The sequence below is a fragment of the Sphingomonas sp. Marseille-Q8236 genome (genome assembly GCF_965112005.1).
This window is the reverse complement of the sequence record NZ_CBCOPO010000001.1, coordinates 1992197-2007878: the sequence shown is the minus strand read 5'-3', so window position 1 is coordinate 2007878 and position 15682 is coordinate 1992197. Positions and strand designations below refer to the sequence as shown.

Below are 15682 nucleotides of genomic sequence, written 5' to 3'. Positions count from 1 at the left end.
AGGGAAGATAATCGTCAGATCCCGCCTTCGTCCAGCGACAACAGCGTGGCGTTGCCGCCTGCCGAGGTGGTGTCCACCGACACCGCCCGCTCGGCGCAGAAGCGGTAGAGGTAATGCGGCCCGCCCGCCTTGGGCCCGGTGCCCGACAGGCCTTCGCCCCCGAAAGGCTGGCTGCCCACCACCGCACCGATCATCGAGCGGTTGATATAGAGGTTGCCGACCGCCGCCTCGCTCTCGGCGACCTCGCTGGCGCGGGCGATGCGGCTGTGCAGGCCCATGGTCAGGCCGTAACCCTTGGCATTCACCTTCGCGATCGTCTCGGACAGCGTGCCCGCTTCCCAGGTGGCGACGTGCAGGATCGGGCCGAACCATTCCTGGGTCAGGTCTTCCACCCGGTCCAGCCGGATCAGCGTCGGCGGCACGAACAGGCCGTCGGACGGGGCGTCGAGCGTCTTGATCGTGCGCGCCGTCATGGCCGCGCGATAGGCCATCAGCTTGTCATAGGCCGCGCGGTCGATCACCGGCCCGACATCGGTCGCCGGCTGGCCCGTGGGGCCGAGCACCAGCGTCTCCATCGCGCCCTTGAGCATCTCGATGACATTGTCCGCGACATCCGCCTGCACCAGCAGCAGCCGCAGCGCCGAGCAACGCTGCCCCGCCGAGCGGAAGGACGAGGTGATGACGTCCGCCACCACTTGTTCGGGCAGCGCGGTCGAATCGACGATCATCGCGTTGATGCCGCCGGTCTCGGCGATCAGCGGCACGATCGGGCGGTCGTCATCGGCCACCAGGGTCCGTGCGATCCGCTTGGCGGTGGCGGTCGATCCGGTGAAGGCCACGCCCGCGATCCGGTGATCCTCGGTCAGCGCCTGGCCGACCTCCGGCCCGCCGACCGCCAACAGCAGCGCGTCGCGCGGCACGCCCGCCCGGTAGGCCAGCTCGACCGCGGCTTGCGCGATGGCGGGCGTCTGCGGCGCAGGCTTGGCGACGACGGTGTTGCCGGTGACGAGCGCCGCGACCGTCTGGCCGAGGAAGATCGCCAGCGGGAAGTTCCACGGTGCGACCGTCGCCCAGACGCCGCGCCCTTCCAGGTGCAGCGTGTTGCGCTCGCCCGTCGGCCCGGGCAGCTCGACAGACCCCAGCCGCGCCCGCGCCTGCTGCGCATAGTAACGACAGAAATCGGCGGCCTCGCGAACCTCACCGATCGCGTCGGGGATGGTCTTGAACGCCTCCTGCACCAGGATCGCCATCAGCCGCTCGCGGTCCTGCTCCAGCAGGTCGGCCAGCTTTTCCAGCACGTTCGCACGGGTGTCGAGCGGCGTCGCGTTCCAGGCCGGAAACGCCGCATGCGCGCGCGAGACCAGCGCGGCGACATCGGCGGTGGCGGCGACTGGCGCCACGGCAGGCGCATTCACCGCCTTCTCCGTGGCGTCGAGCGTCGCAATGTCGCTCAGGTCAATGCCGGTCGAGTTGCGATGCCCCGGCGCGAACAGGTCGATGGGCAGCGGGATGCTCGGGTGCCGCGCGCCGCCAACCGCGGCGATCTTGGCGACCGGATCGGCGAGTATCTCCGCCTCGGTCAGCCGCGCATCGGCGAGCTGGTGGACGAAGCTGGAGTTCGCGCCATTCTCCAGCAAGCGGCGAACCAGATAGGCCAGCAGGTCGCGATGCCCGCCGACCGGCGCATAGATGCGGCACTTATGGCCATGTTCGCGCACCAGCCGCTCGTACAGACCGTCGCCCATGCCGTGCAGCCGCTGAAACTCGAAGTCGTGGCTGTTGCCCGCCCATTCCAGGATGGTCGCAACGGTCAGCGCATTGTGGCTGGCAAAGGCCGGGCGGATATTCTCCGCCGCCAGCATGTCCTTGGCGACCGCCAGATAGGACACGTCGGTCGCCGCCTTGCGGGTGAACAGCGGATAGTCGTTCAGCCCCTCGACCTGGGTGCGCTTGATCTCGCTGTCCCAATAGGCGCCCTTGACCAGCCGGACGTTCATGACCCGGTCGAGGCCATTGGCCCAGCCGATGACCGCGCGCGCGCGCTTGCCGTAAGCCTGCACCGCCATGCCGAACCCGTCCCACCCCTTCAGCGCGGGAAGCGCCGCGACGCCGCCGATGATGTCGAGGCTCATCTCCAGCCGCTCGGACTCCTCGGCATCGACAGTGAGGGCAATGCCCTTGTCCGCCGCCTGCCGCGCCAGCTGCGCCAGCATGTCGGTCAGCGTGGGCACGCATTCATAAGCGCGCGGCAGTTCGTAGCGGGGATGGAGCGCCGACAGCTTCACCGACACCGAATGCCCCGCCGCCGGGTCGGAGCCGACCGCGTCGATCGCCTTCACATAGGCCTGGAAATAACGCTCGGCATCCTCATGCGTCCGCGCCGCCTCGCCCAGCATGTCGAAGCTGGCGGTGAAGCCCTTGTTCTCAGGCTTCTTCATGCGGCGCATCGCCTCTTCGATGGTGCGGCCCATCACGAAGATCTCGCCCATCATCCGCATCGCGGCGCCGACCGCCTGGCGCACGAAGGGCTCACCCGCGCGCGACAACAGCCGCTTGAGCGGCCCCGCCTCGCCCTCACCGACCAGCGCGCGGCCGACGACCAGGCCCCAGGTGGCCGAGTTGACCAGCTTCGACGCCGACCGCCCGGTATGCGCGCGCCAGTCGGCTTCGCCCAGCTTGTCGGCAATCAGCAGGTCGGCGGTCTCGGGATCGGGGACGCGCAGGAACGCCTCGGCGAGACTCAGCAGCGCCACGCCCTCCGACGAGTTGAGGCGATATTCCTGGAGGAACTGGTTCACCCAGCCGCGATTCTGCGCGGCACGCAGGTCGGCGAGCAGGCCCGAGGCATGGCCCATGATCCGCTCGCGCATCTCCGGCGTCGCGGCGGCGCGGTCGAGCAGCGGCTTCAGGACATCGGGCTCGGGCGCGCGGTACAGCGATTTCATGGTCTTGCGCGCGTCGGCGGTAACGGCAGAGGTCATAGGTCTTCAGGTCCGGTCGAGCGACTCGGCGCGCGGTAAGGCACTGGCGGGTCGCATGGCTATGCTGTGATGGACCAGCGCTTAGCGGGAAATATGGGGATTGGGTATGGTTTGATACGAGATGAGGCGCGCTTCACGACTGCCATCAGAATTGAAATTTTGACGTCGTTGGCGTATATGCCTCGCAGGCGAGGACATCCGCCTTTCTGTAGAGCCCCGGCTGTTGCAGCGGCCGGGGCTCAAATGCCTTTGGGGCCCAGGTTGCAGCCCGAGCCCCGCCGGGCACCTTACCTGTTGCGAACGTCGATAATCTTCACGACTAAGGTCGCGAAGGCGATGACGACGCCCAGGATCAGGCACAGATCGGCTACGGACATCCGTGGTCCTTTCTGTGAGTGACGGCGGAATTGCCGTCGAGCGATCGCTAACTCGAACGGCCATACAAGATCATGTCTAATCGGCGTTCGATTACATGAGATCTTATTCGCAACCATCCCCGCCCCCGCATCGTTCTCCCGCGAAACCCCTGAAAGGAGAGCCACGATGGCCGACGACAGCCCCCAGGAAATCGCCGCCAAGTTCCTCGACAAGCTGAAGGACAGCCCGTTCGTCATGATCGGCCTGAACGACGGCCAGCATTCCGAACCGATGACGGCGCAGATCGATGACGATCAGCCTAACACGCTGTTCTTCTTCGCCGGCCGCGACAACCGCATCGCGGGTGGTGGTCAGGCGATGGCGCAGTTCGTCGGCAAGGGACATGACTTCTTCGCCTGCCTGGCGGGCCATGTCTCGAAGGACAACGACCCGCAGCAGATCGACAAGCTGTGGAGCAACCAGGTCGAGGCGTGGTTCCCGCAAGGCAAGTCGGACCCGAACCTGACGCTGCTGCGCTTCGACATCAATTCGGCCGAATTGTGGGAAACCGACATCTCGCTGTCGGGCCGGGTGAAGATGCTGTTCGGCGGCACGATCCGTTCGGACGAATCTTCCAGCCACGCGGTGGTCGGTTCGGTCGCGTAATTCGCGATCGCCGGATTGCGAAACGCCCGGAGGCTATGGCTTCCGGGCGTTTTTCTATTTCGCTGTCCCGTTCAGCCTGAGCGAAGTCGAAGGCCACGGGATAGCCTCAGCCAAAAGCGTGTGGCGAGCCGTTTCCCTTGGCCTTCGACTTCGCTCAGGCTGAACGGAGGATAGAACATTGAGTCAGGCGTGGAGATTCAGCCCCTCACCCGTTGGCCTTGATCCATTCCTCGACCACCGGCGCGATGCGGTTGCGCCATTTGGAGCCGTTGAAGATACCGTAATGGCCGACATTCTCGGCCATATGATAGCGCTTCTTGTCATCCGAGAGATGGGTCGCCAGCGTCAACGCCGCGCGCGTCTGGCCCAGGCCGGAAATATCGTCGCGCTCGCCCTCGATCGCCAGGATGCCGATATCGGTGATCGCGCCCGGATCGACGCGCTTGCCATGGTGCAGCATCTCGCCCTTGGGCAGCGCGTGCCGCTGGAACACCAGTTCGACGGTCTGAAGATAGAATTCCGACGTCATGTCGCACACCGCGCGATATTCGTCGTAGAAGCGCTTAGTCGCCTCGGCGCTCTCGTCATCGCCCTGGACCAGATGCTTGAACATCTCCCAGTGCGAGATCATGTGGTTGCCCAGGTTCATCGACATGAACCCGGCCAGCTGTAGGAAGCCCGGATAGACCCGCCGCCCCGCGCCCGGATAGGTCATCGGCACAGTCGCGATCGCATTCTGCTCGAACCAGGCGTGGGGACGCTCGGTCGCAAGCAGGTTGACCGCGGTCGGCGCCTCGCGCGTGTCGACCGGCCCCCCCATCAGGGTCAGCGTGCGCGGGGTACAGGGATGCTTGTCGGCGCTCATCACGCAGGCCGCGACGTAACAGGGCACCGAAGGCTGGCACACCGCCAGCATATGCGTGCCGCCATGCTCGGTGTTGGGGCCGATCTCGGCCAGGAAGTCGATGATATAGTCGACATAATCGTCGAAATCGAACCGCCCCTCGGACAAGGGCACCAGCTTCGCATCGCGCCAGTCGGTGATATAGACTTCGCAGGTCGGCAGCATCCGCTGGACGGTGCCGCGCAGCAGCGTGGCATAATGGCCCGACATCGGGGCCACGATCAGCAGCTTGGGGCTGTCCTCGACGCCTTCGCGGCGAAAGCGCTTGAGCTGGCCGAAGGGCTTGCGTGCCACGATCTCCTCATGGACCACGACCTCGCGCCCGTCGATCTCGGTCTTGGTCAAACCGAAAGCGGGCTTGCCACGCGGGGCGGAGGCATGGGCGAAAACCTCCAACGCCGATCCCATGATCGCGCCGCCGCCAAAATAGGCGAAGGGGTTGGCCGGGTTCTGAAGCAACCCCGCCCCGAAATTGGCCAGCGCGCTTGCCCCCGCCAGCATCGAGCGTTGCATTTCATAGGCGTCGTACAGCATCGTCGCGTCCCTCGTGCTCCACGGACGGGAGCCATGATCGCATCCCGTTTATCACGAAACCCTTTGCGCAAGATGACCATAATATGGCCATCCCGTCATATTGCCCGTGATCGTCTTCACCAACATAACGCATGAATGCGCATGAACGATGCGTCACCCCGTCCCGTCGCCGTTGAGCCCATGCTCTCACGCTGCTAGGTCGGCGCGATCATGGCCAGACCCGCCGCTTCCCCCGAGCCCGTCATTCCGCCCAGCCGCCGGTTGAGCAATCTCAAGATGGTATGGCGGTTTACCCTGCGATACCCAGGCCATATCGCGGCGGCCGCGCTGTCGCTGCTGGTGGCGGCGCTGACGACGCTGTTCATCCCGCGCACCTTTCAGAAGGTGATCGACCACGGCTTTGGCCGGGCCTCCGACGCGGCCAGCATCGCGCCCTATTTTCAGGGGATGCTGGCGGCCGTGCTGGTGCTGGCGATCGCGACGGCGTTCCGATTCTATTTCGTGTCGTGGTTGGGCGAACGGACCGTGGCCGATATCCGAGTCGCGGTGCAGGCCAATCTGCTTCGCCTCGCGCCCCGCTATTACGAGGAAAACCGCCCCTCGGAGATTGCGAGCCGGTTGACCGCCGACACCGCGATCATCGAGCAGGTGGTGGGATCGACCGTCTCGATCGCGCTGCGCAACACGGTGATCGGGATCGGCGGCACCATCTATCTCTTCGCCCTGTCACCCAAGCTGACCCTGTCGCTGCTGGTCGGCATTCCGTTGATCGTCCTGCCGATCATGCTGCTGGGCAAGAAAGTGCGAAGCCATTCGCGCGATAGCCAGGACCGGCTTGCCGATATCGGCGCGATCGCTGTCGAAACCCTGGGCGCGATGAAGATCGTGCAGGCGTTCGGCCAGGAACGTCGCGAAGCCGAACGGTTCGAGCAGGCGGTGGGCAACGGCTTCGCCACCTCCCGGCGTCGATTCCTGCTGCGGGCGATCATGACCGCGATGGCGATCGGCCTGCTCTTCAGCGGCTTTACCCTTTTGCTGTGGGAAGCGGTGGCGGACGTGGCCAGCGGGCGGCTGTCGGGCGGGTCGCTGACCGCCTTCGTCGTGACGGGGATGCTGGTCGCGGGCTCGTTCCAGGCGCTGACCGAGGTCTGGGGTGACATCTTACGCGCGTCGGGCGCGGCGCAGCGTCTGTCCGAACTGCTGGCCGAACAGCCCGAGATCGCGCCGCCCCCCGCCCCGGCCGTGCTGCCAGTGGTACCGATGGGCGCGCTGCGGTTCGAGGATGTCGTCTTCCACTATCCGACCCGGCCCGAAGCCGCGGCACTGGACGGCTTTTCGCTCGACATCCGGCCCGGCGAGACGGTGGCGGTGGTCGGCCCTTCGGGGGCGGGCAAGTCGACGCTGTTCCAGCTGGCGGAACGCTTCTATGACCCGCAGGCGGGACGGATTTCGCTCGACGGCGTGGACCTGCGCGATGCCGATCCGGCGGCGATCCGGGCGCGGATCGCGATGGTGCCGCAGGAGACGGTGATCTTCGGCGCCTCGGCGCGCGACAATCTGCGCTATGGCCGGTGGGAGGCGAGCGACGACGAACTCTGGGCGGCCGCCGAGGCTGCCAATGCCGCCGATTTCCTGCGCGCGCTGCCCCAGGGGCTAGACACGTTTCTCGGCGAAGGTGGCGCACGGCTGTCGGGTGGCCAGCGACAGCGGATCACCATCGCGCGTGCGCTGCTCCGCGATGCCCCGATCCTGTTGCTGGACGAGGCGACGAGCGCGCTGGATGCCGAGAGCGAACAACTGGTGCAGCAGGCGCTCGAACGGCTGATGGCGCACCGGACCACCCTGGTCATCGCACACCGCCTGGCCACCGTGCGGGCGGCGGAGCGCATCGTGGTGATGGATGGCGGACAGATCGTCGAGCAGGGACGTCATGCGGCGCTGATCGCGGCGGGCGGACTTTATGCGCGATTGGCGAGCCTGCAATTCCAAGAGTGATGGAGCCGGTTTAGTACCAGTTTTCCCGCGCCCCTCTTGATCTGTCGAGGGGACGCGGATGGGTCCGTCGGGCTTTTGGCATCGGGTGAAGCATCGCCTTCGACTTCGCTCGGGCTGAACGGAGCAGGAGGCGCGTGTTCTGCATGGCCCTAGATCGGCCTCGCCGTCTTCGTTGACGCGGTGCATAAGGAGAAGGGCGGGGCCGCTTTTCTCCTTATGCCAAACCTGCTTGCGACCGACGGTACACTCCCCTAGGCTCCGACAATACCATTGTAGTACCGGGAGTCAGGAAGATGCAGCGATCCACTCAATGGAAGGCCGGCCTTGCCGCGGCCATCGCGTTGACCAGCGCCTCGCCTTCCGCGATCGCACGGACGACGACGCTGCCCGCCATCTTCCCCGCCCCCGCTGCAATCAGCTTGAGCGACGGCGCGATCACCTTGGGCCGCTCGGCCCTGTTGATCGCCGCGCCGGGCACCGAGCCCGCGACGGTCGCTCTGGTCCGCTCGATCCTTGCCGACGCGGGCGTCACCGAGATCGTCTCCGCCAGCCGCCTGCCCGCCACGTTCGACCGACCGACCATCGTGATCGGCCCCGACACGGCTGCCATCGTCCGCGACGCTCTGGCGCGCAGCAAGGCGGGCACAGACGATCAGGCGGAGGGCTATAGCCTCGCCACGCTCGCCTCGGGCGATGGCGGCCTTATCACCTTGGCGGGTCACGACGCCGATGGCCTGTTCCATGCGGCACAGACGCTGCGCCAATTGGTCGAGCGGCCGCAAATTCCCGCGCTCGTCATCCGCGACCATCCCGCCATGCCGATCCGCGGTACGATCGAGGGTTTCTACGGCAAGCCCTGGTCGATGACCGACCGGACCAAACATCTGGATTTCCTGGGCCGGATGAAGGCCAACACCTATGTCTACAGCCCCAAGGACGATCCCTTTGCGCGGGATAAATGGCGGGAGGCCTATCCCGCCGAAACGCTGAACGCGTTGGGCACGCTCGCCGCGCGCGCCAAGGCCAATCATGTGAATTTCGTCTACGCCATTTCGCCGGGGCCCAGCATCTGTTTCTCCAATCCGGCGGACGAACAGGCGCTGTTGCGCAAATTCGCCGCGCTGCGCGGGATCGGCGTGCACAGCTTCTATGTCGCTTTGGACGACATCGAATATCAAAAGTGGAATTGCGACGCGGACAAGGCCGCCTTCGGCCCTTCGGGCGCAGAGGCGGCAGGCGTCGCGCAGTCGAAGCTGCTGAACGCGGTCCAGGCCGATCTGCTCAAGCAGGATCCGGCCTCACGCCCGCTGATCATGGTGCCGACCGAATATTATGACGCGAAGGAAAGCCCCTATAAGGCGGCTCTCCGCGCGCATCTGGACCCGCGTATCGTCGTGCAATGGACCGGCACCGATGTCGTGCCGCCCGCCAGTTCCATCCCCGATGCCAAGGCCGCGACCAAGGCGTTTGGGCGCAAGACGCTGCTTTGGGACAATTATCCGGTCAACGACTATGCAAGTTCCGCCGGGCGGCTGCTCCTGGCCCCCTATGCCAAGCGCGAGGCGGGGCTGTCGACCGAACTGACCGGCATCCTGTCCAACCCGATGAACCAGGAGGCCCCCAGCCGGGTCGCGGTGACCGGCGTGCTGGCCTTTGGCTGGAACGACAAGGGCTATGACGCCGATCGGACATGGCATTATGCCGCGCGCGATCTGGCGGGGGGCGACGCTCGGGCGACGGCGGCGCTGCTGGAGTTGTTCGATACCCAGCATCTCGCCCCGACCTTCGGCAGCCAGCCCTGGCAGGAGCAGGCGCCCAAGCTGAAGGCTCTGCTCGACCATGTCCGCGAGGCGCTGGCGAATGGCGACGAGGCGGAGCGGCGCGCCGCGCTTGCCGAATTGCACGCTAAGGCCGACGCGCTGAACGACGCCCCCGACACGATCCGCGCGGGCGTCGCCGATCCGGCCTTTGCCGAGCAGGCGGCTCCCTGGCTCGACGCGATGCAGCTTTGGGGCCGCGCGTTGCAGCAGAGTGCGGCCGGACTGGATGCCGCCGACCGGGGCAATCCGGCCGCAAGCCGCTATTTTGCCGATGCCAAGCGGATCGCCGCGCAGGCCGCCGCCGTTCAGAGCATTCCGGGCGCGGTGCGGTTCGACGGACCGATCAAGATCGCCGACGGCGTGCTCGACCGGTTCATCGTGGACGCACCGAGCCTGATCGCGGTTACGGCGAAACCGTAACCGTCCGGCTGGCGCGGCGGCCATCGGGGGTGCGGGTACGGAGATCGACCGCCCCCGGCACCGCCACCGGCCCATCATAGCGCCGCCATGCGGTGGTGCCGCCCATGCGATACTCGATCGGGGTGCCGGGAAACTCGGCATTGGCCTCCAGCCTGCCGCCGACGATCCGCGCACCCGGCGGGGCGAGGCGATAGGTCACGCCCGCCCGGTCGAGCATCCGCATCTGCACGCCCATCCGCCCCGCGAAATCCTGCCATCCGGTCAACAGCTTGTCCCGGTCCACGCGCGCATCGCCGGGCGTATAGCCCGCCCCCGCGACATTGGCGGGCTCCCAGTCCGGCTTGCTCCAGGCGCGTTCCGCCAACGCCAGCAGGCGGGGGAACAGCATATAGTCGACCTGGCTGTCGCGACGGACCGTCTCGCTCCACAATTGCGCCTGAATCCCCGCAATCGCACGGCCGGGCTGTAGCGGGGTCGTGTCGGCGATGGCCTTGGGCTGGGCCAGTATATTGGGAATCAGCGCGGCATTGGCCGCCAGATTGCCCGGCATGAAGCCGAACACCTGGAAGCTGTCCACCCCGCGCGAGGCCCAGTCATAGCCGGTCTCGTTCGGATCGGCGGCATAAGGCATGTCGAAATAGCCCAGATCGGGGATCGACAGCACCGTCTTCCACCCACGATTGGCCTGGCCATGCGCCTCGGCCACGCCGCCGGCGTGCAGGTTGCTCCAGATATTGGTCTGGACGCTGGCGGGCATCTTTCCAGGGTCGGTATGGCCCAGGCCGTCGCTCCACCCAGCGACCGCAATGCCGCGCTTGGCCAGATCGGCGGCGACCCGCTCGATGAAGCGCGCGCCGAGTTGCTGAGGCTGGAGCCCGTCGCGCGCCATGACGACCTTGCAGGCGGGCGACTCCTTCCACGCCCCCGCCGTCTCGTCCGCGCCGATATGATAGGTGGTCAGCGGCACCCCCGCCGCCCTGTGCAGGCCGGCAATGGCGTCGATCACCGTGTCGATGAAGCGATAGGTGCTGTCGATACAGACGTTCAGCGTGTTGTCGTCATAATGCTGCACGCTGGAATAGCGGGTGGCGTCGCCCGGCTCGACCAGACGATAGCGTTCCGCCCCGGCGCGGTCGCCCTTCGCCATCAGCCGCCGATAGCGCACTTCCATCGACCGGATCGCCGCGCGCGAATGGCCCGGCATGTCGAAGGAAGGGATGACGTCGATCTGCCGCGCCTTGGCCGCGCGAAGAATGTCGGAATAGTCGGCGGCGGTCAGATAGCCATTGGTCGGCGCGTCGTGCGCCGGATCGGCCCCAAGCTGGGGTTGCAGGCAGGTCTTCTCCGTAATGTCGTCGCAGCGATAGGCCCCCACCTCGGTCAGTTCGGGTAGCGCGGCGATCTGCAACCGCCACCCCTCGTCATCGCCCAGATGCAGGTGCAGCGTATTGAGCTTGTACGCGGCCATCTGCTCGATCAGCTTCAGGATTTCGGCCTTGCTGTGGAAGTTGCGCGCCAGATCAATGTGAAGCCCGCGAAAGCCGTATCGCGGTGCGTCCTCGACGATCAGCGGGCGAAGCGTCGTCCCCTCCGCCGCCATCTGCTGCGCCAGCGAACGCAAGCCATAGGACGCCCCCGCCGCGTCCGCCGCCGCGATGTCGATCCGCCCATCGCCGATTTTCAGGCGATAGCCCTCGGGTGCGATCCCGGTCTGCTTGCGGATGGTCAGCGGCACCGTGCCCACCGGCAGTCCGGCCACCGCAGGCGCGATGGCGGCGCGGTCGATCCCGCTGGTCGTGATGCGCAGCCCCTTGGACAGATCGACCGGCGCGCCGCCCGGTCGGGTGGCCGATAGCGGCTTTGGCAGGATCGCCACATCGACCGGGGTCGCGCTGCCCCGCTCGGCATAAAGGGCGAAGGCGCGCTCGGGCGTGCGCCAGACGGTCTGGTCGTCGGGCGCGCTTCGGGCCAGCGCGGCTTCGTCGGTCATCGGCGCGACGAAATCCAGGGTCTCGAGCCCCGTCTCGGCGTCGGTGCCGGTCCGGGTGGCCGCGATCACACGCGGAGCAAGACCGGGCACGGCCAGCGTGGCGTTGGGCATCATGTGATTGCGGGAAAAAAACGCCCCCAAGCCCGTCAGCTTCACATGATAGATTTGTCCCGGCATCAGGCGGCGACCGGGCTTGAGCGTCAGGACGTTCAGATCGCCGTTGATCGTCCGGTTGTCGAAGGCATCGCTGTCGATCTTCAGCACCGGATTGACCAGGCTATAGCGAATTTCGACCGGCAGGTTGGGCGCGTCGGCGGGCACGGCGATCGCGATGTCCGCCTCGAAACAGCGCGGAATGCCGGTCGGGCAGGATGCCGGGCGGTTGGTCAGGATGGTGTAGCGATAGCCCAATGTGGCCGCGAGCCGGTCCAGATCGGCCTGCGATCCTGCCGCCGGAACCGCCGCCAGGATCGCGGCCGAAGCCCATAAAATCATCATCCTGCACCCGTCCCGCTACGCATAATGGTCCTATATTGGACCATGATAAGGTCGGTCGCGCAAGCCGAAGACGTTCCATCTCTCCGCAAGGGACGGAATGGACGAGCGGGGGTGACGTCGCCCTTGCCACCCCCTATCTCGGGCACATGAAGAAACCCCAACCGGGTCTGCCGACCCGTGAGCAAATCCTCTCCTTCATCGAACAGTCGGACCAGCCGGCGGGCAAGCGAGAGATCGCGCGCGCCTTCGGTCTGTCGGCGCAGGAGAAGATCGGGTTGAAGGCGCTGCTCAAGGACATGGCCGACGAAGGGCTGATCGACAGCGCTCCCGGCCGCGCCTTCCACAAGATGGGCGGCTTGCCCAAGGTGACGGTGCTGCGCGTCGTCGATGTCGATGACGGCGGCAATGTGTGGGGCCAACCGGAACGCTGGGAAGCGGACGGCGTGCCCATCCCCCGGTTGCGCATTCGCGAACGCAAGCGTGGGCAACTCGGCATCGGCCAGCGGGTGCTGGCGCGCACCGAGGAAGCAGGCGGCGGCTGGATCGCGCATGTCATGAAGACGATCGCGCCTGCCTCCGAACAGGTGCTGGGCGTGCTGCGCGAGGAGGCCGGGCGCTTCTGGTTGACCTCCGTCGACAAGAAGGACCGGCGTGAGATGATGGTGTCGGACACCGGCGGCGCGGAAGCGGGCGACCTGGTGCTGGCCGAGAAGGCGGGCCGCCCGCCGCGCATCACCGCAAAGGTGGTCGAGCGGCTGGGCGATCCCTTCGCCCCGCGCAGCTTCTCTCTGATCGCGATCCACAAGTTCGAGATTCCCGACCGCTTCCAGCCCGAAACGCTGGAGGAGGCCGAGCGGGTCGCGCGCCAGCCGCTGGGCGACGACCGCGAGGACCTGCGCGACCTGCCCATCGTCGCGATCGACCCGGTCGATGCGCGCGACCATGACGATGCGGTCTGGGCCGCGCCCGACGACGATCCCGCCAATCCCGAGGGCTGGCGCGCCATCGTCGCGATCGCGGATGTCAGCTTCTATGTCCGCCCCGGATCGGCGATCGACAAGGATGCGCGGCGGCGGGGCAATTCGGTCTATTTCCCCGACCGGGTCGTGCCGATGCTGCCCGAAATCCTGTCGGCCGATGTCTGTTCGCTAAAGGAAGGCGAGGACCGCGCCGCGCTCGCCTGTCACTTGCAGGTGACGAAGGACGGCAAGCTCAAGGGCTTCCGCTTCACCCGCGCGGTCGTCCGGCTGGCGGCGAACATCGCTTATGAGGACGCGCAGGCCGCGATCGACGGCGAACTGTCGCATCCACTGACCGAGACGGCGCTGCGGCCGCTCTGGGACTGCTGGGCCGCGCTGGCGAAGGCGCGAGATGCGCGCGAGCCGCTCGACCTCGACCTGCCCGAGCGGCGGGTGGTGCTCGACCAGAATGGCCGCATCCTGTCGGTCGCACCACGCGCGCGGCTGGATGCGCACCGGCTGATCGAGGATTACATGATCGGCGCCAACGTCGCCGCCGCCAAGGCACTGGAGGCGAAGAAGGCACCCGTGATGTATCGAGTCCATGAGGTGCCCAGCCGCACCAAGCTGGTCGCGCTGAAGGAGTATCTCGAAACCTTCGACATCCCCTTCGCCATGGGACAGGTGATCCGCCCGGCGACCTTCAACCGCATCATCGACAAGATCGGCGACGCGGACTTCAAGCCGCAGGTGATGGAGCAGATTCTGCGTTCGCAGACCCAGGCCTATTATGCCCCGGTCAATCAGGGGCATTTCGGGCTGTCGCTGGGGTCCTATGCGCATTTCACCTCACCGATCCGGCGCTATGCCGATCTGGTCGTCCACCGCGCGCTGGTCGGCGCGTACAAGCTGGGCGATGGCGGGTTGCTGCCCGAGGGCGAGGAAATGGAGCGGCTGGGCACGTCGATCAGTCAATATGAGCGCCGCGCGATGGAGGCGGAGCGCGAGACGATCGACCGCTATGTCGCGGCCTATCTGTCCGAGCATGTCGGCCAGGTGGTCGAGACGCGGATCACCGGCGTTACCAATTTCGGCTTCTTCGCGACGGTCGACGGCGTGGGCGGGGACGGGCTGATGCCGATCCGCGATCTGGGCGGCGACTATTTCCATTATGACGAGAGTTCGCAGCAACTGCTTGGCGAGAAGAGCCGCGAAATCTACAAGCTGGGCCAGCGTCTGCCGCTGCGCCTGGCCGAGGCGAACCCGGTGTCGGGCGCGCTGCGCTTCGAGCTACCCGACGGCAAGGGCGCCCCCCCCGAACCGCGTCGGGTGCTGAAACGACGCGGGCGGCCCGCGAACATCCGCCACAACGGCAAGCGGCGCTAATATATTCCCCCCTGGAAGGGGAGGTGGCAGGGCGAAGCCCTGACGGAGGGGTGTACCGCTCTCGATAGGGCGACACCCCTCCACTATGCGTCGCATGGTCCCCCTCCCCTTGCAGGGGAGGAAAACGGGGGATCGCTCCCCGCCCCCATGCGTAACCTCCCCCAAAGGAGACACACGCATGGGCAATATGGTGGGCGGCGTCTGGCACGCCGACGGGCTGTTCAAGTCGGACGAGAAAGGCAGCTTCAAGCGCCCCGATTCCGGCTTCCGCGACTGGGTGACAGCGGACGGCGGCCCCGGCCCCGACGGCCAGCCCGGCCACCGGGCCGAGCCGGGGCGCTATCACCTCTATGTCTCTTACGCCTGTCCCTGGGCGCACCGGACGCTGATCCTGCGGGCGCTCAAGGGACTGGAGTCGATGATCGACCTGTCGGTGGTCGACCCGCTGATGCGCGAGAATGGCTGGACCTTCGCGACGACACGGGGCGGGACCGGCGACACGCTGCACGGCGCGGACTATCTTTGGCAACCCTATGCCCGCGCGCGAGAGGGTTACACCGGCAAGGTGACGGTGCCCGTCTTGTGGGACAAGGACCGCGACACGATCGTCAGCAACGAGTCTGCCGAGATCATCCGGATGTTCAACAGCGCCTTCGACGGGCTCGGCGCGCTGGAGGGGGATTATTACCCCGCCGAATGGCGCGACGAGATCGATTCGATCAACGCAGACGTCTATGACGGGGTGAACAACGGCGTCTACAAGTGCGGCTTCGCCAAAAGCCAAGAGGCGTATGACGAGGCCGTCGCCCCGCTATTCGCCGAACTCGACAGGCTGGAGGAGCGACTCACGGGTCGCGAATGGCTGGTCGGCGATCGGATGACCGAGGCGGATATTCGGCTGTTCACCACGCTCGTCCGCTTCGACGCGGTCTATCATGGGCATTTCAAATGCAATGTCCGCCGGGTGCAGGATTATCCGGCGCTGGAAGGGCTGCTGGAACGCATGCTGGCCATCCCCGCGATCGCCGACACCGTGCATCTCGATCACATCAAGACACATTATTATGCCAGCCATCTGGAGCTGAACCCGACTGGCATCATTCCCGCCGGGCCGGACCTGCCTTGGGCGGGGTTGGTCCACGGATAAACCCCGCCCCGGCGGAGGCCGGGGC

General features: G+C 66.5%; 8 protein-coding genes. 5 read left to right on the top strand and 3 right to left on the bottom strand.

Features of this window, described 5'->3' with window-relative positions:
- Window positions 1–14: 14 nt before the first annotated feature.
- The gene (locus ACWPWT_RS09630) at window positions 15–2945 is read right to left on the bottom strand and encodes an L-glutamate gamma-semialdehyde dehydrogenase (protein WP_454279912.1); all 2931 of its coding nucleotides are present in this window, start codon (window positions 2943–2945) and stop codon (window positions 15–17) included.
- Between the two features lie 579 nt (window positions 2946–3524).
- On the opposite strand from ACWPWT_RS09630, the gene ACWPWT_RS09625 reads away from it, so the two are divergent.
- Entirely contained in the window at window positions 3525–4004 is a 480-nt protein-coding gene (locus ACWPWT_RS09625) for a pyridoxamine 5'-phosphate oxidase family protein (RefSeq protein WP_454279463.1), read from the top strand.
- Window positions 4005–4209: 205 nt separating this feature from the next.
- Here the strand turns inward: ACWPWT_RS09625 and ACWPWT_RS09620 are convergent, their stop codons facing one another.
- Entirely contained in the window at window positions 4210–5442 is a 1233-nt protein-coding gene (locus ACWPWT_RS09620; RefSeq protein WP_454279462.1) for a polyhydroxyalkanoate depolymerase, read from the bottom strand.
- A gap of 210 nt (window positions 5443–5652) precedes the next feature.
- Here ACWPWT_RS09620 and ACWPWT_RS09615 point away from each other — a divergent pair, with 210 nt between their 5' ends.
- Both ACWPWT_RS09615 and ACWPWT_RS09610 read left to right on the top strand, forming a co-directional pair.
- Window positions 5653–7437 (top strand): ABC transporter transmembrane domain-containing protein, encoded by a 1785-nt coding sequence (locus ACWPWT_RS09615; protein WP_454279461.1) that lies wholly within the window; start codon window positions 5653–5655, stop codon window positions 7435–7437.
- A gap of 293 nt (window positions 7438–7730) precedes the next feature.
- On the top strand, window positions 7731–9677 hold the full coding sequence (locus ACWPWT_RS09610) for a beta-N-acetylhexosaminidase family protein (protein WP_454279460.1): 1947 nt from the start codon (window positions 7731–7733) through the stop codon (window positions 9675–9677).
- On the opposite strand, the gene ACWPWT_RS09605 is transcribed toward ACWPWT_RS09610, so the two are convergent.
- Window positions 9661–12165 (bottom strand): family 20 glycosylhydrolase, encoded by a 2505-nt coding sequence (locus tag ACWPWT_RS09605; protein ID WP_454279459.1) that lies wholly within the window; start codon window positions 12163–12165, stop codon window positions 9661–9663. The two genes, ACWPWT_RS09610 and ACWPWT_RS09605, sit on opposite strands and share 17 nt — an antisense overlap.
- A gap of 146 nt (window positions 12166–12311) precedes the next feature.
- On the opposite strand from ACWPWT_RS09605, the gene rnr reads away from it, so the two are divergent.
- Window positions 12312–14510 (top strand): ribonuclease R, encoded by a 2199-nt coding sequence (gene rnr, locus ACWPWT_RS09600; RefSeq protein WP_454279458.1) that lies wholly within the window; start codon window positions 12312–12314, stop codon window positions 14508–14510.
- Window positions 14511–14688: 178 nt separating this feature from the next.
- A complete protein-coding gene (locus ACWPWT_RS09595; protein ID WP_454279457.1) occupies window positions 14689–15657 on the top strand; it encodes a glutathione S-transferase family protein in 969 nt (322 codons plus the stop codon).
- Window positions 15658–15682 lie beyond the last annotated feature (25 nt).